Below are 23,912 nucleotides of genomic sequence, written 5' to 3'. Positions count from 1 at the left end.
CGTCGCGTCCCAAGACGGAAGTACAGATCGAACTTCTTCGCGTTTGCTCGCTCGAGCGACGGTGAGCGGTCTCGAATCGGCCGGGCCGTACCGTGGCGTGGCAGACCGACGAAAAGACATTACTATTTCGGGCGTGTCCACCCGAGTATGCCGCTTCAGACGCCGCCGTTACGTGGGATTCACGACGATCGCGGAGCGAAGTTTACGGAGTTCGGCGGTTGGGATATGCCCGTTGAGTTCGATTCGATCCAGACGGAACACGCCGCCGTCCGCGAAGACGTCGGCATCTTCGACGTCTCTCACATGGGACAGATCCACGTCACCGGGGTGGACGCGACCGAACTCATGCAGCGGCTCACCTCGAACGACGTCAGCCGACTCGAGGTCGGCGACTCCCAGTACGCCGCAATCACCGACGAGGAGGGAAACATCATCGACGACACCGTCGTGTACCGACTTCCGGCCGACGGAGGCGATCCGACCTACCTCTTCGTCCCGAACGCCGGGACCGACGAGGCCACCCACGAGCGGTGGATCGGCTACCGGAACGAGTGGGACCTCGAGGCCACCGTCGACAACCGGACCGACGAGTACGCCATGTTCGCGGTGCAGGGGCCGAAGGCGGCCGAACTCGTCGCGACCCTCGCCGACGAACCCGTCGACGAACTGGACCGGTTCGAAGCCCGAGACGCGACCATCGACGACGTGACCTGCTGGACCGCTCGGACGGGGTACACCGGCGAGGACGGTTTCGAACTGATCGTACCGTGGCCGGAGGCCGAACGCATCTGGTCGCTGTTTGAGTGCCAGCCCTGCGGGCTCGGCGCGCGGGACACGCTGCGAATCGAGGCCGGCTTCCTGCTCGCCGGCCAGGACTTCGACCACGAGTCCGATCCGCGAACGCCCTACGAGGCCGGAATCGGCTTCACCGTCGACCTCGAGACCGAGTTCGTCGGCCGGGATGCCCTCGAGCGAGTGAACGAGGCGGGGATCGAGGAGGAACTGGTCGGCTTCCAGTTGATCGACCGCGGCATCCCGCGACACGGATACGACATCACGAACACGGATAGCCGAGTCGTCGGCACCGTGACCAGCGGCACGATGAGTCCCTCCCTCGAGAAGCCGATCGGACTCGGCTACGTCCCGATCGAGTACGCGGAGCCGGGGACGACGCTCCAGATCATCGTCCGCGGGCAGTCCAAAAAGGCAAGAGTTGAAACGACACCCTTCATCGATACAGTATAATGAGCTTCGACATTCCCGACGACAGACGGTACCAGGAATCACACGAGTGGGCGCTCGAGAACGACGGCACCGTGCGGGTCGGTATCTCCGACTTCGCGCAGGACGAACTCGGCGACGTGGTCTTCGTCGAACTCCCCGGAGAGGGCGATGCGGTCACCCGATCGGAGGAGTTCGGCGTTATCGAATCGATCAAGGCCGTTTCCGACCTCTACGCGCCCGTCAGCGGCGAGGTCACAGCGGTCAACGAGGCGCTGTTCGACGCCCCCGAACTCGTCAACCAGGAGCCCTTCGGCGAGGGCTGGATGCTCGAGATCGCGGCCGACGACACGAGCGAACTCGAGGCCCTGTTGAGCGCCGAGGAGTACGAAGACCAGATCGCCTGAGCGGTCCGAACCGTTCACCGTTCTCGCTCGAGCGCACCGTTGTGGAGCGGCGACTCCGTCGCTACCGATCCGAGACCCGCTCCCGGTTCGCCAGCAGGAGTGCGCTTCCCGAGAGAAGAACCATGAGGGCACCCCAAGCGACCCACACCGCCGGGTTCCCGAGACAAACCGTAATCGCAAGCGTGAGAACGTAGACCGTCGTTAGCGCGACCGTCGCCCGTTCCGTTCTATCGAGCATTTGCCGTCGTCCCTCCGTCCCGTGTCACTCGAGCGATCCGAGATAGTCGAGGACGTCCTCGAGCGGTGCTGACGTGACCGCGAGCGAATAACTATCGATGCGTGCGAGTTCCGCCGCGTGTTCCCACAGTTCGTCTTCCTCGAGCCCGTGGAGGATCACGGCGTTCGGCGTCGGATTGAGGACGCGGAGCGCGATCCCGACGCCCTCGCCGCGAGTGACGTTGGTGAAGACGAGGACGCGGTTCGTGCTCTGTCCGTACAGCCGGAAGAACTCCTCGCTCGAGAGGCGAGTGATCGCCTCGATACTGTCGATGACCGTGTGGCCGCTGATGAGTTCGGTGGTGCTCCCGGCGATCTCGGTCGCGTCGAACTCGCGGTGGAGTTGCTCGAGCGGAATCGAACTCGCGTACTCCCGAAGGTCGTAGACGACGTCGCTGTCGAACCCGGCCGAGAGCACTCGACCGTATTGTCGGATTCGGTCGCCGCCCCGTCGTTCGTCGATCGAAAGGAGTCCCGTCACGAGCCGACGGACGACGCCGATACCGGGGCTCTCCCGTCGTCCGCTCTCGTAATCGGAGATCACCGACGACGAAATCTCTAGCTCCACGGCGAGATCCGTCTGCGAGATATCGAAGTCGGTGCGCCACTTTCGCAGCGTCGCACCGGGATCGTCACTCAGCGTGATCTCTCCGGCAATTTTCTCTGCGAGTTCCCGTTTCGGCCCACGTCCGACCATATGCGAGGGTCGGCTGGTCGACTCAAGTAGCTACTGAAGACGGTTCGTTGCGACGACTGTCATCGAAATTATCAGATAGCTGTCTCTCTGGCCGAGACCGAGCCAAAGACTGAAGCGCCGCACTGTGGCAAGCCGTGGTATGCCTTCGGTCGCCGTCCACGTCGCCCTCGCCGGATTACTGGGGACGGCACTGCTCGGTGATCGCTTCGACGCGAAGGCGATCCTCGCCGTCATGTTCGCCACCGCCTGTCTCGATCTCGATACGCTGGTCGGGCTCTACGCGCCTGGGGCTCACCGGGCGCTGTTTCACAATCTCTGGATCGTTCTCGTCCCCGCCGCGTTCCTCCTCTGGGACGCCACCCGTCGCGATTCCTCGTTCGTCCTCGAGCGGTGGGACGCCTACGGCTACCGGGTTATCTGGGTGACCCTCGTTACGATGTTGTTCGCACACGTGCTGTTGGACGCCTTCTACAGCGGCGCGAACCTCCTCTGGCCGCTGCAGGATCGATTCTACGATCTCTCGGGGAAACTGATCGTTTCGAACCAGCGCGGCGTCGTCCAGACGTTCGTCGAATTCGATAGCGCGACCGGGGCGATTAGCGAGCCGACCACGCTCGGCACGACGGAAGACACCTACTACTCGACCGGATTCAACCCGACACCGGGTGAGCCGTCGTCGGATGCCGAACGGTCCTTCCCGGTCGCGGAAACCGGCGAGCAACTCGTCCTCGTCGTCGCCAGTTTCGTTACGGTCGCGTTCCGGATCGTCGAGGACCGCCGGAACGGGTCGGACGATCGTGAATAGCGACGCCCATTCGCCGTCCGCCATCGGTACCCGCTTGTTCGTCTCGAGGGAAACCCGTTTCGTCGGTGCGCGTGCCGCCCGAGAGACCGCGGGGCGACTCCACCTCGCGATCAATCGTCGGCCGCCGGCGGCTCGGTCGTCTCGATCCGCGCCCGGAGCCACGCCATCGCGTCCTCGACGACCGCTTCGTTCGTTCCTCGAACGCGGATGCGACCCGGACGCCCCTCGCTGCGCGGATAGCTGCCGACGGCGACGTCGAACGCCTCGGTGACCCCCTCGAGCGCGTCGTGGAGCGCCCCCTCGGGAGCCGGCGTGAAGAGCGTCCGCGCGACGGCGTCGCCCTCGAACTCGCCGGCTACCGCCTCGAACATGGCCTGCATTTCGTCGGGGATGCCGGCGAAGACGTAGACGTTGTCGACGATACAGCCCGGTGCCCATCCCGCATCGGTGACGATCGGCGTCGCGCCCTCGGGGATCGACGCCGCGGCGTCGATATCGAGGTTCAGTTCGTACTCGTCGACCAGATCCGGATTGTCCTCGCGGAAGGCCGTCGCCTTCTCGAGCAGTTCGTCTCTGATCCGTTCGTGGACGACGAGGTCGCGCTCGAGCCCGTCGGCGACGGCTTCGACGGTAATGTCGTCGGGAGTGCCGCCGATGCCGCCGGTGACGATGACGGCGTCGAACTCGTCGGCCCAGCGCGACACGTAGTCGGCGATGAGCTCGCGGTCGTCGGGAATCGTCAGGATTCGCACGACGGTGCTTCCTCGATCGTCGATTCGCGCCGCCAACCACGAGGCGTTCGTGTTCGTCGTCGAGCCGGCCAGTAGCTCGTCGCCGACGGTGACGATTGCGACGTTCATACCGGTAGTTGTTCGTCTCGATAGTTAGCGCCACCGCTGTTGAACCTCGGTTTCCGTCCCGTTTTTCTACACATCGGCATCTGCAGCCGTCCGCGTGAACACCAGTAGCCGCCGCCCGTTACCCTACTGGACGACGACCGTTTCGATGGCCTCGTGTGCGCCCGTATCGACGCGAACGGGGAACTCTTCGGTGTCGCCTGCGGGTTCGCCCGCCTGAAACTCGAGGACGATATCGGCCGATTCGCCCGGCTCGAGGGTGAGCATCCGACTGTCTTCGATGGCCGGATCGTGGCCGACCACGAGGTCGACGTCGGTCGTTCCGGACTCGTCGCCGACGTTTTCGATCGTCGCCGACACCTCGAGCACCTCCCCGCCGCCGACCGGGGAGTTCGTCGCCATTGACGCGACCTCGAAGGTCGCGGGCGCCGGATCGCCGTTCCCGCCGTTCGTCTCGTCCTCCCACTCGGACTCGATCTCCTCGAGACACGCCTCCGCGTGGGGGTTTGCGTGGGTGATGCCTGCGACCATGTAGTCCTCTCGATCGGTCGTCAGCCCGGTGATGACCGTGCCGTACTCCCCGTAGTCGGGAACGCTAATGGTCACTCCGTCCACGCGTTCGGAAACGGTCTGTTCGTCCGAGAGTTCGAAGACGATGGTTCCGGTAAACGGCGCGACGTCCTCGCCGATGGTGATGCCGTCTTCGATGATCGTATTGCCAAATCCCGCCTGATCGTAGAACCCGGTGCTCGCGTAGGCGATCTCTCCGTCCTCGAAGGTTCCGCTGACCGTCGCTCGCTCGCAGGAGTCGAACGTCACGCCTTCTCCGGGGTCACCGCCGTTTCCATCGTCATCTTCGCCGGTGTCGTCGGTCTCCGCGTTCGACTCCCCGTCGTCTCCACCGCTCTCGTTCGTCTCGGCCGCCGTCGGTTCGGATGAGTCGTCCTCGAGGTCCGTCGTCTCCTTCTCTGGGGTAGTGGTATCCTCGGCGTTCAGACAACCAGCAACTCCGATACCGACCCCTGTTCCCGTAGTCGCGATAAACGTTCGCCGTTCCATAGCCGATCTATTGCCGTCGACCTACATCAATACCTATCAAAACCATCACATCTGATTACACTCATCATCGCGTATCTAACTGGTTGCTATCCGCGTCTATCGGTCCGTATCGAATCTCCAGTAGCGATGAATTGTGTATACGACTGCCCGTCGAACACGTCGAACGGCGATACCATCGTCTCGAGCGACGACGCGTACGCGGACGTTACATCCCGTCTCGACTTGAAGACGGTCGGCGAGGAGTGACGCTCCGCAACCACTAAACGCGACTCACCCCAACCACTGTACAATGAGCGACTGGACCGAGACGTACCGCCCGACGACGCTGTCGGAGGTGCGAGGGAACAACAAGGCCCGCGACAGCCTCGAGGAGTGGGCGGAGACCTGGGACGACCACCGAAAGGCGGTGATCGTCCACGGCAGCCCTGGCGTCGGCAAGACCTCCGCCGCCCACGCGCTGGCCAACGACATGGGCTGGCCCGTGATGGAACTCAACGCCAGCGACAGCCGCGGGGCCGACGTGATCGAGCGCATCGCCGGCGAAGCTGCAAAGAGCGGCACGCTGACCGCGGGCGGGGCCGGCCGCCGACTCGTGATTCTGGACGAGGCCGACAACTTCCACGGCAACGCCGACTACGGCGGCTCGCGGGAGGTGACTCGAGTCGTCAAAAACGCCAATCAACCGATCGTCCTCGTGGCCAACGAGTTCTACGACATGAGCCAGTCCCTGCGCAACTCCTGTGAGACGATCGAGTTTCGGGACGTCTCGAAGCGTTCCATCGTTCCCGTGCTACGGGACATCTGCCGGCGCGAGGGGGTCGAGTTCGAGGAGGACGCGCTCGAGAAGATCGCCGAGAGCACGAGCGGCGACCTGCGCTCGGCGGTCAACGACCTGCAGGCGGTCGCCGAGGAGGCCGAACGGCTGACCGTCGAGGACGTCGTCACGGGCGAACGAGACACCACCGAGGGGATCTTCGACTTCCTCGACGCGCTGATCAAGGAGGAGGACGCCGAAGGGGCGCTGCGAGCCTCCTACGACGTCGACGAGAACCCCGACGAGATGCTCAACTGGATCGAGGACAACGTCCCGAAGGATTACGAGGGGGCGGAGCTGGCCGACGCCTACGAGTACCTCTCGAACGCCGACCGCTGGCTCGGCCGGGTGCGCGCCACGCAGAACTACTCCTACTGGCGGTACGCGACGGACAACATGACCGCCGGCGTCGCCGCCTCCCGCCGCGAGCCGAAGGGCGGCTGGACGCGCTACGGGCCGCCGAGTTACTGGTCCAAACTCGGCCGCACGAAAGGCACTCGGAACACTCGAGACGGCATCGCGGAACGGATCGCCGAGCGCGAGGGAACGAGCGTCGCGACCGCCCGCCGGGAGATCTTACCGTTCCTCTCTGCCATGACCTACCACTGCAAGAACCGCGACCTCACCGTCCGAATGGCCGCCGTCTACGAACTCGACGAGGGCGACGTCTCCTTCGTCACCGGCAGCGGCAAAGACACCAACAAGGTCCAGTCGATCGTCGCGAACGCCGAGGAACTGCTCGAGGCGGAAACGGTCGAACACTCGGGTTCGGCCTTCTTCGACGCCGGCGACTCGGGCGCCGATGACGATCCGACCGGCAACGGCGACACCGACGCGGACTCGAGCGATGAGACGAGCGACGACGCGGACGGGCAGGAGACGCTCACCGCGGCGACCGGGGCAGCGGAGGACGGGACGCCGTCCGAATCGGACTCGACGACCGACGCCGACGAATCGGACGACGGGCAGTCGGGACTGAGCGACTTCATGTGAGCGTGATCAGTCGCCGGCGACTCGTCGTGTCGCTCGAGACACTCCATTACTCCAGACTGGCCACGTGTGAAACGACCAACACTATTATTTCGGATACCGTCGACAGTAGACACCGGTGACCGGTCGAATGAGCAATTCCCATCGCTGCCCCCTCTGTACCGAGACGCACGACGAACGAGCGGCGCTTCGCGTTCACCTCGAGGTCAAACATCGAAAGTCGGAGATCGTGACACACCTGGTCGAGGCACATTGCGACATCGCCGACACCTCCGCCGATAGTGATCGGGCGGTCTCCGACGAGGACCGACCGATGCCGTCGGCCGACTGATCCGTGACCTCCACCGTACTCCGTCAGCGTTCTTCCGGTACGAGTCGGTCCAAAAACGAAGCCGAGAGCGCGGCCGTCACGCCGGCAGCCAGCGCGCGCGGCGTCTCGCCCTCGAGCGGCGGCACCGTCTCGACGTCGTAGCCGGTCATGCGCTCGAGTTCGTCGGGGTTGGTCCGCTCGGCGACCGTCGCGCCCGCGTACTCGTTGCAGACGAGTCCCGCGATATCGACGCCGCGGGACTCGAGTGCTTCGACCGAGAGCGCGGTGTGGTTCAGCGTGCCGAGTCCCGATCGGGTGACGACGACCGCGGTCGCCTCGAGGTCGGCGACGAGGTCGATTACTTCGCGGTCGCCGGCCAGCGGAACGCGGAGGCCGCCGATTCCCTCGACGATCGGGACCTCAGTCTCGGCGATCGCTTCGGCACACGCCGTGCGGATCGAGTCGTAGGAGAGCGCTTCGCCGGCTTCTACCGCGGCGACGCGCGGGGCGAGCGTCGGCTCGAGGTACCGGGGACAGGTCGCGGCGTCCGGGTCGTCACAGGCGTCGGCGACGAACTCCGCGTCGTCGTCCGGCGGGTAGCCGGTCTGGGCGGGTTTGATCGCCCGCGCGTCGAACCCTCGCTCGCGGAGGTCGCGGGTGAGCCCCGCGGTGACGACGGTCTTGCCGACGCCGGTATCGGTGCCGACGATTGCGAGTGGGGCGGTCATCACGTATTCACAATAGTCCGACGTCCTCGCCGGCGTCTTTGAACGCCTCGAGACAGGTGACGATGTCGTCCTGATCGTGCGTGGCCAGCGGGGCGACGCGGATTCGGTTGGTTCCCTCGGGCACCGTCGGCGGTCGGATCGCCGGCGCGACGATATCCCGTATCCGGAGTCCGTCGGCGAGGGCGACCGCGTCGTCTCGATCGCCGACGAGCACGGGGAGGATCTGGGAGTCTCCGAGGACGTCAAAGCCCATCGTCTCGAGGCCGTCCCGGAGGTGAGCGACGTTCTGCCAGAGCCGTTCTCGGACGTCGCTGTGGCGGGCGATGTGAAGGGCCTCGCTCGCGGCCGCGGCGGCCGGCGGCGCGAGACCGGTCGAGAAGACGAACGAGCGGGCGTCGTTTACCAGACACTCGATCAGTTCGTCGCTGCCCGCGACGTATCCGCCCTGACTCGCCAGCGCCTTCGAGAGGGTCCCCATCTGGATCTGGACGCGATCCTCGAGCCCCTCCGCCTGGACGACGCCGCCGCCGTTCGCGTAGAGGCCGGTGGCGTGGGCTTCGTCGACCATCAGCCACGCGCCGAACTCCTCGGCGGCCTCGCAGATCTCGGTCAGGGGCGCGACGGTGCCGTCCATGCTGAACACGGAGTCGGTGACGATCAGCCAGGACTCGTCGCTCGCCGCCGCGCTCTCGGCTCGGGCGGCCAGCTTCGACCGCAGGCTCGTGGCATCACAGTGGTCGTAGACGACCGTTTCGGCGGCCGTCAGCCGACAGCCGTCGACGATACTCGCGTGGTTGTACTCGTCGGAGAAGATGACGTCCGGCTCGAGCGCCGTGATCGTCCCGACGTTCGCGGCGTACCCCGACGAAAAGGAGAGCGCACGTTCGGTTCCTTTCGTTTCGGCGAGCAGCCGTTCGAGGTCCTGGTGGACCATCGTATCACCGGTCACGAGCCGGCTCGCACCGGCACCCGTGCCGACGGTCGCGGTAGCCTGTCGGGCCGCGTCCTGCACCCGCTGGTCGTCGGTCAAGCCGAGGTAGTTGTTCGCGGCGAACACCAGCGCCTCGTCCGCGCTGAGAACCGGTAGCTCGCTCCCCGGCGGTGGGGCGAAGTAACCCCGCTCGGCGACCCGGTCGACGGGTGATAGCGATCGTTTCAGCGTGGATTCCTCGAGCGCGTCGACTCGCTCCTCGAGGTCGAACCCGCGGTCTTCCATTCGAGTGAACGGTATCATTGCCATGGTTTCACTTTCACGGTTCTATTCGACACGGCTCGCGTCTCGTGCTGACAAGTGACGCGACCGTCGAGTGTGATCACGCTCGCGCGCAACGGCGATTCGGGACCCGGAGCCGCGTGGTTCTCAAGAACAGATGGTTCAGAACCCCGGCATCAGTTCAGCGGGTCCGAAGACGCCGTACTCGCCGGCGCGGTTGCGACGAACACCGGTCTTCAGGTAGCCGAGCGCCGGACCATTGACGTTCGCCTCCATGCTCGTCTCGTCGCCGAGTTGGAAGGTGTTCGTCGCCGTCTCGCCGTCGAACGTCGTCCCCGTCACGCTGACGGTGGTCGTCGTCGGCTTTGTATCGCGCTCGACGTCGAGGATTCCGCCGACGCTGACGTCCTCGGCGTCGCAGACGCCGGCGCGCTCGAGTAGGACGTCGTCGGCGTGTTCCATGTCCTCGAACTCGATAACGCCGTCGTGGTCGTCGATGATCGATTCGATCTCGGACTCGGAGAGGTCGCGAGCCGTTTCGATATCGTATTCGGGAAGATGGGCGATGTCCTCGCGGACGGTACCGCGGTTGTCCGCGTAGCCGGACTTGAGCCCGACGCCCCACCGGATCTCGACGTCGGTGACCTCGACGAACGACTGGGCGGCGAGCGCCGCCGCACCGGTCAACAGCCCGGGCGTCGCGCCCGCGCCGCAGATGAAGGTGATCCTGGCATGTTCGAACGCCTCGCCGCGGTCGTCGAGCATGTCGATCACGCGCGAGCGTTTGAGAACGTCGACCATAACTCCCGAGTAGCCACCCTCGAGGAAGCGATCGGCGACGCGCGGGATGAAGTCGTGTTCGTAGTTCGGCAACGCGAGCAACACGGCGTCGATCTCGTCGCCGCGGTCGATGACGTCCCGAATGGAATCCTCGCTGGGACGGGCCTGACTCGAGGCGACGACGCCCCTGTCCTCGCCGTGTTGTTTGACGCCGCCTTCACTCTCGTCGGTTGCTGTGCCCGTTCCACCGTCGGTCGCAACGTCGCCGTCTCGCGGTTCGCTGTCGATATTCCCCTCCGTCGCCGCGAGCAGTTCGTCGACGTCGAGGCCGTCGGAATCGATCGCGATGCCGTGTCGGTCACACGCCGCGACGGGCGTCAGGGCGTCTTTGTGCTGGCTCACTTCGAGCGTTCGTCGGCCGATACCACCGGTTCCAACTACTGCAAACGTTATGTCGTCCATTGTGTTGTGTCGTCTTCCGTGTCGGATGCTGGTCGTCAGTCGTCGCTCGGTTCCGCGCCCGTATTCGCCGTCGTTTCGGTCGACGACTCCGCAGAGTCGCCGTAGCGAGCCTTGACCTCCTCGGGATCGAACTCGTTGGTCTCCCGGTTCGGCTCGAGCCCCGCGCGTTCGACGATCTCTAAGTCCTCGCCGGGCGACTGGCCCTCGGTCGTGAGGTAATCGCCGGTGAGGAGGCCGTCCGCACCCGCCTCGAGCGGCAGGTGTTGCTCGTCGGGGTCTAAGTTGACCTCGCGGCCGCCGGTGAGTCGCACCCGCGATTCGGGGTGGAGCAGTTTGTACACCGCGACCGTCTTGACGATCTCCTCGGTCGTGATGTTCCCGCCCCGCTCGGCCATCGGCGTCCCCGCGACCGGGTTCAGTACGTTGACCGGGAGCGAGGAGATGCCGATATCCTGTAACGCGATGGCGGCGTCGACGCGGTCGGTCGGCGACTCTCCCATGCCGAGGATAACGCCGGCACAGAGGTCCATCCCGGCCGCCTTGGCGGTCTCGAGGGTCTTCACTCGATCCGCGAAGCTGTGGGAGCCGACGACCTCGGGGAAGTAGTTCGGCGAGGTCTCGATGTTGTGATTGTAGTGGTTGATTCCCTCCGCCGCGAGGATCGCGGCCTCCTCCTCGGTGAGAATGCCGAGGGAGGCGTCGACCTCGAGGTCGCATTCGTCCCTGACGAGTCGCACGGACTCGAGGACCTCTTCCCACTCTTCGGGGCGATTCTCCTTCGAGACGCCCTTCTCCGCGACGACGATCCCGAAGCGCTGGGCACCGTCGCGTTCGGCGCGTTTGGCGGCCTCGAGAACCTTCTCCGGACCGAGGAAATCGTAGGTGTCGATGCCGGTGTCGAAGTGGACCGACTGCGCACAGAAGCCACAGTCCTCGGCGCAGTTGCCCGCCTTCGCGTTGACGATCGAGCAGGCGTCGACCGTGCCGTCGCCGAAGCGATCGCGCACGGCCGCACCGGCCTCCGCGAGCGGTTCGACCGGCTGGGCCAGCAACGCGAGCCCGTCCGTCCGATCGAGTCGCTCGCCGGCCAGCACCCGCTCGAGTGCGTCGTCGACCGTCTCGTTGTTCGTCTCGTAAACCACGATACCAACACTGGTTGACGGTATTATAACGATTGTGGATACTCACGTCATTTGCGAGTTCGCGCCTCTGTGAGTACTGGTGTGGTAGCCGTGTTGGGAGAGGTTCGACGACCACTATCGCCCGCGAACGACGCCGCGATCACGGGAACCGGGTACGCTCTCGCGCGCTGATGTTCATAATCGATCCATCGAACGGCAGATTACTACGGAAACGTCCACCCACTCTACTCCGCGTTTCCGGAGACGGCCGTCACATTAATGTCGTATCACTCCGGCCCGTTCGCGGTGAAAAAATTCCAAAAGTTAAAGTCATGTGATTATCTATCATTGCGGAAGAAGTCATGACTGATAGCAGGATAAACACGAACTCGAGTGATGGGGCACTCGATGTCGGAGCAACCACCGACGAACTGTTCGGGGAGATCGAGGGGGAATCACCCGACGGGGACGCAGTTGACGGGGGAGTTGCGGACAACGAGGCGGAGGCGTCCGACAGCGAGATCGAGGACCAGACGGCCGCCGCCGTCTTCGGACAGCTCCAGGCGACCGTTTCCGATACCGACGACATCGATAGCGTCCTCGACGACGAGAGCCCCGAGGAGATCATCGCGAGTGCGGACGAGCCGGATCCGGTGTCGGAATCGGTCGACGACGACCTGCTAGTCGACGAGAACGCGCTCGAGGACCTCCTGTTGACGGACCGGACGAAAGAAAAGGAGTTCCTCTGGATCGACGCGGACGGAGACGACGCCACAGAGGCGGAATCCGACACCCAGAAGTCGGCGGATCCCGCCGGCGTGTTTGTCGACTCGGATCGTTCCGATACTGACTCCACCGCGACCGATGCTGCGACGACCGACGCTGACGAGCCCGAGGCCACGGACTCGTCGGCCTACGTTCCCTTCCAGAACACCGACGCTGGTGAGACGGACACGACAGAAGAAACCGCGATCGTCTCCAAAACGGAGGCGGACCTCCCGGCGACGACGGACGACGACGAGCGCTCGTCCGGACTGCTCGGCTGGCTTCGATCGAAGTTCGGCGGCCTGTTTTAGCGACTCGAGTTCGCGGCTCGGGGTGCCGTTCGAGTCCGTTCCGACGAACGACCGTTACCGTGGTGCGTGAGCGGGCCGGCTACGAGCGGCGGGGGCCGACGACGGATAGCGCAGCGACGTCAGCGACCCGTCCCGGTCGACTCGAGTGCCGACAGGTAGACGAAGTACGCGAGCGCCGCGACGACCAGCGACACCGCCAGCACGGTGACGCCGACGAAGCCGTCGAGCGCCGCCCAGGGGTTCTCCCAGAGGTAGACGCCGCCCTCTATCGCGAACGCGGTCAGCCCGCCGTAAAAGAGCGCCAGAGCGGTCGCCCGAACCACTGCTACTCCTCCACGCTCGCGGCTCTGAAACAGCTCGAGGACGAATAGGAGCGCGAACACGAGAAGATAAAACGGTCGGGGAACGGCCTGCCCGAGCGCCTGCGGACCGGTCACTGCGACGTAGCCGTAGTACGCCAGTGCGAGCAACACGCCGCCGATCAGCGTGAGCGAGAGTCCGTAGCCGCTCGCGTCGGCGACGGTCGCCGGGACGACGCCGTCGGGCGCACCGGTTTCGTTCTCGGTTTCGGATGCGGGTACCTCGTCGTCGGTTCCGGACATATCCTTACATTCTCCGTAGAGCACAACAAGCGTTGGCACGGCATTGTCGGCGACCGTCGTCAGCATCGGCGCTTCCCTCCCACGTGATAACGAACTCGCCGTCGAAGCGGAAGACGCTCGAGGAACCGTTCGACGATCGGTATCTCCCGTCGTCCGGGCGCTCGTTCGCTGGCATACGTGGCCGAAATCTCGTCGTATCCCCGACGAACGGTCTCTTTATCGACCATGCGGCGAGAGAGCGGGCGACACCGTGTATTCCCCGTGCTAGTCGGGGGTCAGTCCCACGCGACTCAGAATAACGAAGCCGAATCGCTCGCACCGATAAAAGACGAAAGATGGCGTGCAGCGCGTTAGTCGAGGAACCCTTCGATGTGGTCCGCGACTTCCTCGGGGGTGTCGCCGACGGGGACGCCGGCGTCGTTGAGCGCGTTGATCTTGCTCTCCGCGGTGCCGGTGCCGGAGCCGGAGACGATTGCGCCCGCGTGGCCCATCCGTTTGCCCGGCGGCGCCGTGCGGCCGGCGATGAAGCCGGCGACCGGCGTGTCGACGTGTTCGTCGATGAACGCGGCCGCTTCCTCCTCGTCTTCGCCGCCGATCTCACCGCACATGACGATCGCGTCGGTCTCGGGGTCGTTCTCGAAGAGGTCGAGGGCGTCGACGAAGTCCGTGCCGATGATCGGGTCGCCGCCGATACCGATGGCGGTCGTCTGGCCGATGCCACGGTTGGTCAGGCTGTCGACGACCTGGTAGGTCAAGGTACCGGAGCGGGAGACGAGGCCGACGTTGCCCTCCGCGAAGATGTTTCCGGGGAGAATGCCGAGTTTGGCCTCGCCCGGCGTGATGAGGCCCGGACAGTTCGGGCCGATGAGTCGCGTGTCCGTCTCGGAGAGGCGCTTGTTGACGCGAGCCATGTCCTGGGTCGGGACGCCTTCCGTGATCGCGACCGCGAGGTCGAGACCCGAATCGAGCGACTCGAAGATCGCGTCGCCGGCGAAGGCCGGCGGGACGAAGATCACGGACGTGTCGGCGTTCTCCTCCTCGACGGCCTCGTGGACCGTGTTGTAGACCGGAACGCCGGCGGCTTCCTGGCCGCCTTTGCCGGGAACCGCGCCGGCGACGACGTTGGTGCCGTACTCCATCATCTGTTCGGCGTGGAACTTGCCTTCCCCGCCGGTGATGCCCTGTACCACGACGCGCGTGTCGTCGTCGACTAGTACACTCATTGTTCGCTCACCTCCCCAGCGTACTCGACAGCACGTTGGACCGCGTCCTCGAGGGTCTGTTCGACCGTCACGAGGTCCTCGTTGAGAATCTCCATGCCCTCCTCCCAGTTGGTGCCGGCCAGTCGCACGACCACCGGCTTGGGGATCTCGTCGAACTGCTCGAGCGCCTCGTTGATTCCTCGGGCGACCTCGTCGCCGCGAGTGATCCCGCCGAAGATGTTGAAGACGACGCTGTCGACGTTGTCGTCGGAGAACACCATATCCAGCGCGTTCGCGATGCGGGCGGCCTTCGCGCCGCCACCGACGTCCAGGAAGTTCGCGGGCTCGCCGCCGTAGTGGTCGACGAGGTCGAGCGTGGTCATCACGAGTCCGGCACCGTTGCCGATGATTCCGACGTTGCCCTCGAGTCGGACGTAGTCGAAGTCGTACTCGTCCGCCATCTGCTCGAGTTCGTCGCCGGTGCTGGCGGCTTCCGCCTCCATCTCGGCGAGTTCGGGCTGGCGGAATAACGCGTCCTCGTCGATGTTCATCACGGCGTCGGCCGCGATGACCTCGTCGTCTGCGGTGACCATCAGCGGGTTGATCTCGGCGTCTGCGCCGTCGCGGTCGTCCCAGAGCTGATAGAGCGTAGTGAGGACGCTCGAGACGTCGCGAGCGATCGCCTGATCGACGCCGGCATCGTAGACGGCCTTGCGGGCCTGGTAGGGATGCATGCCGAAGGAGGGGTCGATGTGCTCGCGGGCGATGGCGTCGGGGTCTTCCTCGGCGACCTCCTCGATGTTGACGCCGCCTTTGGTCGAGACCATCGCGACGGGCTTGCCCTCGCCGCGGTCCATCGTGATCCCCACGTAGAGTTCGTTGGTGAAGTCGACCGCTTCCTCGACGAGCACGCTCCCGACGTGGTAGCCCTTGAGATCCATCCCCAGAATCTCGTCGGCCGCCTCGCGGGCTTCGTCCTCGTCGTCGACGAGTTTGATCCCGCCGGCTTTCCCGCGGCCGCCGACCTGTACCTGCGCTTTGATTGCGACTGGATACCCGATCTCCTCGGCCGCGGCAACAGCGCCGTCGACGTCGGAGGCGAGTTGAGACGCTGGCGTCGGAATCCCAGCGTCGGCGAAGACCTGCTTCGCCTGATACTCGTGTAGTTTCATAGCCATTCGAACGGCCGTTCCGACCTTGCTTAAATCCTGTTAGTTTCCACTCGCGACGGAAAACCATCGACGACTATCAACTGGAGTGCGACCGGAAGATGCGTACCGTTTTCGCTCGCCTGTTGTTTGTGTAATAGTTCAATCGTGTGACCGGTGTGCGTACCCACTCGTTCGAACGTCCCCGGAAAGCGTCGGGACGAATGCCCGATTTTGAATTTCGAGCGTCCGTCGTCGACTCCCCCCGACGCCTGTCGCTCAGACTGGCGGTGACGGTCGGGAGCGGCCACCCTCCCAGTTGCCGGGCGTCTCCAACTGAGCGATGTCGACGATAATCACGTTCGTGGTCGTGTCGATGACGTCGATCACGCCGGCGAGGAGTAGTTCCGTCCCGGTCGTGACGCCGATCGCAACCGCGTCGCCGTCGTCGAACCCCCGAATCGACTGCTGGAACCGGATCTGCGCCCGGCATTTGTCGGGATTGTGTACGTTCGTAAAGCGGATCTCGTCGACGATGGCATCGATGCGTTCGAACTCGCTCGCGAGGACACCGGTCTCCGGATCATCGACCGCCTCACGCTCGAGCACCGAGTACGCGCCTTCGGTGGGTTTGTAGCCGCCGTTCGGTCCGCGGACGCCTTCGACCAGCCCGAGTTCCTTCAGGTTCACCAACTGTCTGCGGAAGGATTTCGGCTTTCGATCGGTCTCTTCGGCGATGGTTTTGGCGGCGACCGGCGACCCGGTATCTTGATAGTGATTCAGAAGCGCCGTCAGCGCCGTCCGCTGACGAGGGGTTAACTCGATCTGGGTCATACTCACGATAGCGACCGCCGATACTTATCCGTACAGGTCGTCTCCCGATCCCCAAGAGATCGGCGATAGAAGGCCCATAGCGACTTGTTCGACGAAAGACCAATACGCACTCGAGTATCCGCTCCCGACGGCGACAGTATGTCCAACACAGCATTAAAACGTCTGCCATCCCTCTCTGCACCCACGTGAACTGACGTGACGAATCCCACCGCGACGCACCGAACGCCAGCATGGGTCTCGTCGCTGAAGGCCGTCCTCCGGTTGCTCGTACACAGTAATCTCTTCATCTCGATCGCGACCGTCAGCGTTGCTATCACGACGATACTCCTCGTGGAACTTCCCCTCGAGATCCTGCCGATGTTCATCGTCTTCGCGGCGACGATGTTCGTCTACACGATCAACCGACTCACCGACCTCGAGGAGGACGAACAGAACGTCCCGCAGCGAGCAGCGCTTACCAAGCGCTACGGTCGGCTCTGGCTGGCACTCGGGAGTGCCTGTTATCTCGCTGCGATCGGGGCCGCGGTCGCGCTGGGGGTTCCGGGGGCGCTGTACATGCTCCTCCCGCTCGTCGTCGCACTCCTCTACTCGCTGGGCGGCATCAAGCGACTCTTTCTCGTCAAGAACGTTTTCGTCGGTCTCGCGTGGGGGATTATTCCGCTGGGCGTCGGCTACTACTACGACCGGCTCTGGACGCTCGAGATCCTCCTCCTCGCTGGCTACGTGACCGCGATGATCACCATCGCGGCGGTGATCTTCGACGTCAAGGACATCCCGGGTGATCGCGAGGAAGGAATCGCCACAGTTCCGAACACGCTCGGGGTGGCGGCGACTCGTCGCTACTCGCAGATCGCAAACGGTGCCGTCGCCGTCGCAGTCGTTGGATTAGTCGTCGGAACCGGACTGTCGCTCGAGTACCTCGCGCTGCTCGCGATGAACGGCTACGTCGCGGGATACGTTCCGTTCGCGACGCCCGAGCGCGGCCCGCTGTACTACGGGTTCGTCGTCGACGGCGAGCACGTGTTTCTGGCGGCGGTCGTCCTCGCGCTGGAGTGGCTGCTCTGGTAACCTCGAGCATCGGTCGAGTGCGGACCGTCTCGACGAGTTTCCGTGCTACGGATGATCCGGGCTCGCTATCGTCGCCGCTGGTCGGCTCCGGCTACTCAGTCTCGATCCGTCTCGCTCCAGTCGCAATCCTGGCACTTCCAGCCGGTGATGAACTCGGTGACCGAGGGCATGTAGCCGACCTCGAGTACGTTTCCACCGCACTCGGGACAGTCCCTGTCGGCGTCTTCGATCGGCTCGGCTTCCATCACCGAATCGTCCTCGATCAGCTCCGCGAGTGCTTTGCCCGTTACCATTCGCCCCTGAACGACGCGATTCTCGCTCACGCTCGAGCTATCGACCGAGAGCCCCCTAAGCGTTTTCAGTTGCGCCGCGTCTCGAGGCCGCGGACATGGGGAACGAGAATCGGACGATTTAACCTCGTGAGGGAGAAAGCTCACGATGCGTGCGAGGGTAGCCAAGCGGCCAACGGCGGCGGACTCAAGATCCGCTCCCGTAGGGGTTCGTGGGTTCGATTCCCTCCCCTCGCACTACACAACTAGTGCGGCAAGACGGAGCGTCTTGCCCTCGCAAACTTCTGCGGTGGTGTCGATGGATCTAACAGCGTCTGCCGAGCGAAGACGGAGAACCGCCCGTTTCCGAACCGAATCCGGAACTATATACGGCCGAAGGGCTACTGGTCTGATAACCGAAAGACGCGCCGTCTTTCACATGGCGATATCGGAGACGTGACCGACGACGCCTCACGTCCGTCGATTCGTTCCTGTTGCAGTCAGTATCTGCTGGCGCGCCCTGTGAAGAGACTGCTATGATCGGCACTCACTATGGAAATCGAAATCGCGACGATCGGCGGCTACGAGGAAGTCGGACGGCAGATGACTGCCGTTCGCGCTGGTACTGACATCGTTATCTTCGACATGGGTCTCAACCTGTCGAAGGTACTGATCCACGACAACATCCGGACGGAAGGGATGCACAGTCTGGATCTGATCGACATGGGCGCGATCCCCGACGATCGGATCATGAGCGACCTCGAGGGCGACGTGAAAGCGATCGTGCCGACCCACGGCCACCTCGACCACATCGGCGCCATCTCGAAACTGGCCCACCGGTACGACGCTCCCGTCGTCGCGACGCCGTTTACGATCGAACTCGTCAAACAAGAGTTGCAGGACGAACAGAAGTTCGGCACCGAAAACGAACTGGTGACGATGGATCCCGGCGAATCGATGACGATCGGCGACGGCGGCGTCGAACTCGAGTTCGTCAACGTGACCCACTCGATCATCGACGCGATCAACCCGGTCCTCCACACGCCCGAGGGCGCGATCGTTTACGGGCTGGACAAGCGCATGGACCACACGCCGGTCATCGGTGACCCGATCGACATGAAGCGCTTCCGCGAGATCGGTCGGGAGGACGAGGGTGTGCTGTGTTACATCGAGGACTGTACGAACGCGAACAAGAAGGGGCGAACCCCGAGCGAGAACGTCGCTCGAGAACACCTTCGGGACGTCCTCTACAGTATGGAGGACTACGACGGCGGCATCGTCGCCACCACCTTCTCGAGCCACATCGCGCGGGTGACGTCGCTGGTCGAGTTCGCGAAGGACATCGGCCGCCAGCCGGTCTTGCTCGGGCGCTCGATGGAGAAGTACTCCGGCACCGCGGAGCGACTCGACTTCGTCGACTTCCCGGACGACCTCGGCATGTTCGGCCATCGAAACTCCGTCGATCAGTCGTTCGAACGGATCATGAACGAGGGTAAGGAGAACTTCCTCCCCGTCGTCACGGGCCACCAGGGCGAGCCGCGTGCGATGCTCACCCGGATGGCTCGCGGCGAGACGCCGTACGAGCTGAACGATGGCGACAAGGTCGTCTTCTCCGCGCGCGTCATTCCGGAGCCGACCAACGAGGGCCAGCGCTACCAGGCGGAGAAACTGCTCGGCATGCAGGGTGCACGCGTCTACGACGACATCCACGTCTCCGGTCACCTCTGCCAGGAGGGCCACTACACGATGCTCGACGCGCTCCAGCCCCAGCACATCATCCCGGCCCACCAGAATCTGAAGGGGCTGTCGGGCTACGTTGATCTCGCTTCGAACCAGGGCTACGATCTCGGACGGGATATCCACGTCTCCTCGAACGGAAACGTCATCCAACTCGTCTAACTCGGCTTCGGCCCACCTCGGTATTTTCTCGCGTCGATCTCACCACTCCGCGAGCGGTCGCTCCGTGGCGCCACACCGAGGTCTGCAGCGTCTCGAGAGCGTTTCTCGCGATCGCCGCCCGCTGCTCGCCGGCCGTGAGAACGAGTAGGTCCGCTTTTCACGCCGGCCTCCCGACAGTAGCCAATGAGCGAACGCAACGGGGACGCTCGCCGGGCGAGCGTCGCGGTCCGCGCGGCTACCGCGGGTGCAGACGTCGCCGACGAGTCGTTTCGAACCGATCTCGAGGTCGAGTACAAGGACGGGAAGACGGACGTCGTGACGCAGGTCGACCGAGACGCCCAGACGACGGTTATCGAGGTCATCGAGGAGGCGTTTCCGGCGGATCCGATCGTCGGCGAGGAGGACGATGCGCTGAAGCAGGTTCCGGAGACGGGGCCGGCCTGGATCGTCGATCCCATCGACGGAACGAACAACTTCGTCAACGAGAGTCGCGCCTTCGCGACGGCCGTCGCCGCAGTCCGCGACGGCGAGCCGGTCGGCGCGGCGACCGTCTGTCCCGCCCTGTCGGACACGTATCGCGTCGGCCCCGAGGGGGCGTTTCGAAACGAGGAACCGCTTTCGGTCAGCGACTGCGGCGACCCCGAGGCCGCAACCGTCTGTCCCACGTTCTGGTGGGACTTCGACGACCGTGAGCAGTACGCCGGGGCGACGCGAGCCATCGTCGAGCGCTTCGGCGACATGCGTCGCTTTGGCTGCGCCCAACTCGAGTTAGCGATGGTCGCGGCGGGGACGCTCGAGGGGACGATGACCAACCTGCGGGCGAATTCGTGGGATACCGTCGCCGGCGTCCAGCTGGTCCGCGAGGCCGGCGGGACCGTCACCGACCTCGAGGGGAACCGCTGGCGACACGACAGCACCGGGCTGGTGGCCTCGAACGGTGAGATCCACGAGGAACTGCGTGCGGCAACGCGGGAGGCCCAGTTCACTGGCGAGTAACGGTCACCGACTGTCGACTGTCTATCCCTGCAGAAAATCGGAAACGGTAAGCACCCGCCCCGACGGGTATCGTCCATGGACGAGTATATCGAACGGTACGGGGCCGAACGGATCTGGGCCGCGACCGTTGTCCTCCTCGCCGTCGGTGTGACACTCGCCGCCTTGGTGTTCCCACAGCGCGTGTACGTCGACATCATCTGGCAGTACTTTTGGGGACCGGTGGTTGCTGACGCTCACGGATGGAGCTGTATCGCGTGGGCGGGTGGCGAACAGGTACACTGTAACAACGCGCCCGCGGACGCCGGACCGACCGCCGCGCCGGGATACACGCTCGTCTCGTATTCGGGATACATCCCGACGCTTATCCTGTTCGTGATCGGGATCCTGTTCGTGATTCGCCGCCTCGAGATCGAACGCTACCGCGCGGGCTTTTTCGCCCTGTTCCCGTTCATGCTCTTCGGCGGTGCCCTCCGAACCGTCGAGGACGCGAACGTCGCCGCCTACCGCGAGACGGGCGAACTCGCGATTCAGTTGCCGTGGTCGGGGTTCATGATCAGTCCGTTGATCTACTTCACCGTGGCCTTCATCGCGTTCGTCGCGGTCGCCGGCTCCGTCTACCTCGAGCGAAACGGGTACGTCTCGGGCTATGAGTATCCCCTCGTCACGATCGGTGCAACCGCGCTCGCCGTCACGCTCGGTTGGCTCGGCTATCTCGCCGCGACGACGGAGTACGTCTCGTTTCACCCGTTGATCGCGACCATCGTCCTCACGGCCGCGACCGTCTCGACGGCCATCATCTGGATCGGGATCACGCGGTTCGCCCCCGATCTGAACCGCGGTACCGGATTGATGGGGATCATCATCATCTGGGCCCACGCGATCGACGGGTTCGCGAACCAGCTCATGCTCGACTGGTCGCACGTCTGGAACCTCGGCTACAGTCCGAAACATCCGGTCAACGAGGCGATCGTCAACGTGACGGGGTCGTTTCTTCCCGCAAGCATCACCGAGATTACCGGTTCTGCGTGGCCGTTCGCGCTCGTGAAACTCGCCGCTCCCGTGTTCATCATCTGGGTGTTCAACGAGGAGATATTCGAGGAGAACCCCCGGTTTGCGATCGTGATGATGATCACCGTCGTCGCCGTCGGACTCGGTCCGGGAAGTCGCGATATGCTCAGGGCGACGTTCGGCATCTGACGGGCCGTCGTACGGGCGATTTCTACTCGAGTGACAATTGCTTTCGAGAGCCGTGAGTTCGACGACGCAGATTCACGTCCGCGCCTGTAGCGGTATCCACGAAACGGGAGCCGGTGTATCGCCCGCGAACGGCCGGTATCGATCCGCGGAGCGTCCGCCGAACGCGGGACCCGCTTCGATAGCGTGAGGAGCGGTCATCGCTTCCAGAACGCGCCCGTGAACAGGACGAGCACCGGAATAATTTCGAGGCGACCGATCCACATGAGGAAGATCATCACGAGTTTCGAGGTTACCGGAAACTCGAGGTAGCTTCCGAACGGGCCGACCGCGCCGAATCCCGGACCGATGTTCCCGATCGTCGCGATACTCGCGCCGATGGCCTCGAGGGGCGTCAGCGAGTAGCCGACGCGGGCCGCATCGACGATGAGGAACACCGTTGCGAAGGCGAAGATGAGCAAGAAGAGGAACGTAAAGCCGAGCACGCCACGGATCACGTCCTCGTCGACGACGTACCCGCCGATCCGGATCGGCTTTACGGCCTCGGGGTGCGCAGCGGTGAACAGTTCCCGGCGAGCGATTTTCAACACGACCAGCCAGCGGATGATCTTGATCCCGCCACCGGTCGAACCGGCGCTGCCGCCGATAAACATGGCGGTCAGGAGGACCACCTGTGCGGCCCCGTCCCACTGTGCGAAGTTGCTCGTCGCGAATCCCGTCGAGTTCAACAGCGAGACGGTCTGGAACAGCGCCTGTCGAATAGCGTTCTCGCCTACTCCCTCGGTCGTCCCGCCCAGGTCGCCGAGTGGGGGTGCCCCACCGCTGTACAACAGCGCACCGAGAAGCCCCGCGAGAACCGCGATTGCCCCGGCATAGGTGCGAAACTCGGTATTCTGAACGATCCGTCGCGGCTCATCGTGTAACACGTACCAAAAGAGCGCGAAGTTGGTCCCGGCAACGACCATGAACGGGATGATGACCCACTGAACGACCGCCGAGAACGCCGCGATACTGTTCGCTTCGGGCGAGAACCCGCCAGTCGGCAGGGTCGAAAAGCCGTGTGCGACGGCGTTGTAGAAGGTCATTTCGGGAGCTACTCCTACGCGATTGAGCCCGTAGAGCAACCCGATGAGGACGACCGTAAACCCGAAGTAGACGAGCCAGAGGATGCGGGCCGTTTCGGCGATCTTGGGGGTGAGCTTCTGTAACTCCGGTCCCGGTGCCTCCGTTCGAATCAGCTGTGCACCGTTGACGGCGAGTTCCGGTAGGATCGCGATCATCAGCACGATGATCCCCATGCCGCCGAGCCACTGCGTGAGCTGTCGCCACATCATGATCGCGTGGGAGTGATCGTCGACGGAAATCTCGCCCATCACCGTCGCTCCCGTCGTCGTGAACCCGGACATCGACTCGAAGAGTGCGTTCACCGGATGCGCAAGCGTGGAAGCGGTGTCGTAGCCCGCGATCACGTACGGAACCGATCCGATGATCGCGACGGCGAGCCACGCGATCGCGACCAGCAACAGCGCCTCCCGCGGTTGCAGATCGGGATCGGGATCGAGTTGCTCGAGAAGGAATCCGACGGTGACGGTAATCACGATGGTCGCCACGAAAGCGAAAATATCCTCCTGATAGATGATGGCGACGACGAGCGGGACGAGCAGCGCGAGGGCGAGATATTTGAGAACGGTTCCAGTGAGGGCAATGCTTGCCTGCCAGTTAACACGTATATTCATGCTCACACATCTGGCGACGGCACTGCCAGAAACACGCTACTCCAAAATTTCGGTCGCACATAATTCTATTGAAGTTAGATCCGGACCTAGCCTCCCGGCTCGCTGGCGGACGCCACGTATCGACACCTGATCGCTCACCGCTTCCGTC

Annotated in this window: 24 protein-coding genes and 1 tRNA gene; 11 read left to right on the top strand and 14 right to left on the bottom strand. The window is 64.1% G+C overall.

Going from position 1 to position 23,912, the window contains the following annotated elements; genetic code table 11:
- Positions 1-147: 147 nt before the first annotated feature.
- Both gcvT and gcvH read left to right on the top strand, forming a co-directional pair.
- The gene (gene gcvT, locus DWB23_RS19755; protein ID WP_121744508.1) at positions 148-1,245 is read left to right on the top strand and encodes a glycine cleavage system aminomethyltransferase GcvT; all 1,098 of its coding nucleotides are present in this window, start codon (positions 148-150) and stop codon (positions 1,243-1,245) included.
- A complete protein-coding gene (gene gcvH, locus DWB23_RS19750; protein WP_121744507.1) occupies positions 1,245-1,628 on the top strand; it encodes a glycine cleavage system protein GcvH in 384 nt (127 codons plus the stop codon). The genes gcvT and gcvH overlap by 1 nt, the downstream gene beginning before the upstream one ends.
- 61 nt (positions 1,629-1,689) lie before the next feature.
- Here the strand turns inward: gcvH and DWB23_RS23200 are convergent, their stop codons facing one another.
- Positions 1,690-1,866 carry a hypothetical protein gene (locus DWB23_RS23200; RefSeq protein ID WP_162989882.1) on the bottom strand — a complete coding sequence of 59 codons (177 nt, stop codon included), beginning with the start codon at positions 1,864-1,866 and terminating at the stop codon, positions 1,690-1,692.
- A gap of 24 nt (positions 1,867-1,890) precedes the next feature.
- Positions 1,891-2,601 carry a helix-turn-helix domain-containing protein gene (locus tag DWB23_RS19745; RefSeq protein WP_121744506.1) on the bottom strand — a complete coding sequence of 237 codons (711 nt, stop codon included), beginning with the start codon at positions 2,599-2,601 and terminating at the stop codon, positions 1,891-1,893.
- Between the two features lie 139 nt (positions 2,602-2,740).
- On the opposite strand from DWB23_RS19745, the gene DWB23_RS19740 reads away from it, so the two are divergent.
- Positions 2,741-3,406 carry a metal-dependent hydrolase gene (locus DWB23_RS19740; protein ID WP_121744505.1) on the top strand — a complete coding sequence of 222 codons (666 nt, stop codon included), beginning with the start codon at positions 2,741-2,743 and terminating at the stop codon, positions 3,404-3,406.
- Between the two features lie 110 nt (positions 3,407-3,516).
- Here DWB23_RS19740 and DWB23_RS19735 read toward each other — a convergent pair whose 3' ends face one another.
- Positions 3,517-4,266, bottom strand: a complete 750-nt coding sequence (locus DWB23_RS19735; protein ID WP_121744504.1) for a competence/damage-inducible protein A — start codon at positions 4,264-4,266, stop codon at positions 3,517-3,519.
- Positions 4,267-4,389: 123 nt separating this feature from the next.
- Positions 4,390-5,322 carry a hypothetical protein gene (locus DWB23_RS19730; RefSeq protein WP_121744503.1) on the bottom strand — a complete coding sequence of 311 codons (933 nt, stop codon included), beginning with the start codon at positions 5,320-5,322 and terminating at the stop codon, positions 4,390-4,392.
- A gap of 289 nt (positions 5,323-5,611) precedes the next feature.
- On the opposite strand from DWB23_RS19730, the gene DWB23_RS19725 reads away from it, so the two are divergent.
- Together DWB23_RS19725 and DWB23_RS19720 are read left to right on the top strand one after the other, a co-directional pair.
- Entirely contained in the window at positions 5,612-7,129 is a 1,518-nt protein-coding gene (locus DWB23_RS19725) for a replication factor C large subunit (RefSeq protein ID WP_121744502.1), read from the top strand.
- A 127-nt stretch (positions 7,130-7,256) separates the two neighbouring features.
- Complete coding sequence (locus DWB23_RS19720; protein WP_121744501.1) at positions 7,257-7,457, top strand: hypothetical protein; 201 nt, start codon at positions 7,257-7,259, stop codon at positions 7,455-7,457.
- Between the two features lie 23 nt (positions 7,458-7,480).
- On the opposite strand, the gene bioD is transcribed toward DWB23_RS19720, so the two are convergent.
- The 4 genes from bioD to bioB all read right to left on the bottom strand — a co-directional run bounded on the left by bioD (position 7,481) and on the right by bioB (position 11,761).
- The gene (gene bioD / locus DWB23_RS19715) at positions 7,481-8,164 is read right to left on the bottom strand and encodes a dethiobiotin synthase (protein ID WP_121744500.1); all 684 of its coding nucleotides are present in this window, start codon (positions 8,162-8,164) and stop codon (positions 7,481-7,483) included.
- A gap of 7 nt (positions 8,165-8,171) precedes the next feature.
- Positions 8,172-9,380 (bottom strand): aminotransferase class I/II-fold pyridoxal phosphate-dependent enzyme, encoded by a 1,209-nt coding sequence (locus tag DWB23_RS19710; protein WP_121744499.1) that lies wholly within the window; start codon positions 9,378-9,380, stop codon positions 8,172-8,174.
- Positions 9,381-9,539: 159 nt separating this feature from the next.
- Positions 9,540-10,619, bottom strand: coding sequence for a transcriptional regulator (locus tag DWB23_RS19705; RefSeq protein ID WP_121744498.1), 1,080 nt, complete (start codon positions 10,617-10,619; stop codon positions 9,540-9,542).
- A gap of 35 nt (positions 10,620-10,654) precedes the next feature.
- On the bottom strand, positions 10,655-11,761 hold the full coding sequence (gene bioB, locus DWB23_RS19700) for a biotin synthase BioB (protein ID WP_121744497.1): 1,107 nt from the start codon (positions 11,759-11,761) through the stop codon (positions 10,655-10,657).
- 341 nt (positions 11,762-12,102) lie between these two features.
- Here bioB and DWB23_RS19695 point away from each other — a divergent pair, with 341 nt between their 5' ends.
- Positions 12,103-12,816, top strand: a complete 714-nt coding sequence (locus tag DWB23_RS19695; RefSeq protein ID WP_121744496.1) for a hypothetical protein — start codon at positions 12,103-12,105, stop codon at positions 12,814-12,816.
- Between the two features lie 119 nt (positions 12,817-12,935).
- Here DWB23_RS19695 and DWB23_RS19690 read toward each other — a convergent pair whose 3' ends face one another.
- The 4 genes from DWB23_RS19690 to DWB23_RS19675 form a co-directional block, all read right to left on the bottom strand.
- On the bottom strand, positions 12,936-13,418 hold the full coding sequence (locus DWB23_RS19690) for a hypothetical protein (RefSeq protein ID WP_238717516.1): 483 nt from the start codon (positions 13,416-13,418) through the stop codon (positions 12,936-12,938).
- Positions 13,419-13,768: 350 nt separating this feature from the next.
- On the bottom strand, positions 13,769-14,641 hold the full coding sequence (sucD, locus tag DWB23_RS19685; protein WP_121744495.1) for a succinate--CoA ligase subunit alpha: 873 nt from the start codon (positions 14,639-14,641) through the stop codon (positions 13,769-13,771).
- Positions 14,638-15,792: an ADP-forming succinate--CoA ligase subunit beta gene (gene sucC / locus DWB23_RS19680; RefSeq protein ID WP_121744494.1), complete on the bottom strand. Its 1,155-nt coding sequence runs from the start codon at positions 15,790-15,792 to the stop codon at positions 14,638-14,640. The genes sucD and sucC overlap by 4 nt, the downstream gene beginning before the upstream one ends.
- Positions 15,793-16,047: 255 nt before the next feature.
- Complete coding sequence (locus DWB23_RS19675; protein ID WP_121744493.1) at positions 16,048-16,602, bottom strand: Rrf2 family transcriptional regulator; 555 nt, start codon at positions 16,600-16,602, stop codon at positions 16,048-16,050.
- Positions 16,603-16,797: 195 nt separating this feature from the next.
- Between DWB23_RS19675 and DWB23_RS19670 the strand changes: the two genes are divergently transcribed.
- Entirely contained in the window at positions 16,798-17,670 is an 873-nt protein-coding gene (locus DWB23_RS19670) for a UbiA family prenyltransferase (RefSeq protein WP_121744492.1), read from the top strand.
- Positions 17,671-17,765: 95 nt separating this feature from the next.
- On the opposite strand, the gene DWB23_RS19665 is transcribed toward DWB23_RS19670, so the two are convergent.
- Positions 17,766-17,993, bottom strand: coding sequence for a DUF5795 family protein (locus DWB23_RS19665; protein WP_121744491.1), 228 nt, complete (start codon positions 17,991-17,993; stop codon positions 17,766-17,768).
- 121 nt (positions 17,994-18,114) lie between these two features.
- Here DWB23_RS19665 and DWB23_RS19660 point away from each other — a divergent pair.
- The 4 genes from DWB23_RS19660 (at position 18,115) to DWB23_RS19645 (ending at position 22,031) form a co-directional block, all read left to right on the top strand.
- A tRNA-Leu gene (locus DWB23_RS19660) sits at positions 18,115-18,197 on the top strand.
- Between the two features lie 294 nt (positions 18,198-18,491).
- Positions 18,492-19,838: a ribonuclease J gene (locus DWB23_RS19655; RefSeq protein ID WP_121744490.1), complete on the top strand. Its 1,347-nt coding sequence runs from the start codon at positions 18,492-18,494 to the stop codon at positions 19,836-19,838.
- A 183-nt stretch (positions 19,839-20,021) separates the two neighbouring features.
- Positions 20,022-20,834, top strand: coding sequence for an inositol monophosphatase family protein (locus tag DWB23_RS19650; protein ID WP_121744489.1), 813 nt, complete (start codon positions 20,022-20,024; stop codon positions 20,832-20,834).
- Positions 20,835-20,909: 75 nt separating this feature from the next.
- A complete protein-coding gene (locus tag DWB23_RS19645) occupies positions 20,910-22,031 on the top strand; it encodes a DUF63 family protein (RefSeq protein WP_121744488.1) in 1,122 nt (373 codons plus the stop codon).
- Positions 22,032-22,225: 194 nt separating this feature from the next.
- On the opposite strand, the gene DWB23_RS19640 is transcribed toward DWB23_RS19645, so the two are convergent.
- A complete protein-coding gene (locus tag DWB23_RS19640; RefSeq protein ID WP_121744487.1) occupies positions 22,226-23,764 on the bottom strand; it encodes a TrkH family potassium uptake protein in 1,539 nt (512 codons plus the stop codon).
- Between the last annotated feature and the right edge of the window lie 148 nt (positions 23,765-23,912).

It is taken from the genome of Natronorubrum halophilum, from assembly GCF_003670115.1.
GTDB classification, from domain to species: Archaea; Halobacteriota; Halobacteria; order Halobacteriales; family Natrialbaceae; genus Natronorubrum; species Natronorubrum halophilum.
Note: the sequence above shows the minus strand (reverse complement) of the source record. Positions and strands in the feature narration are given on the sequence as shown.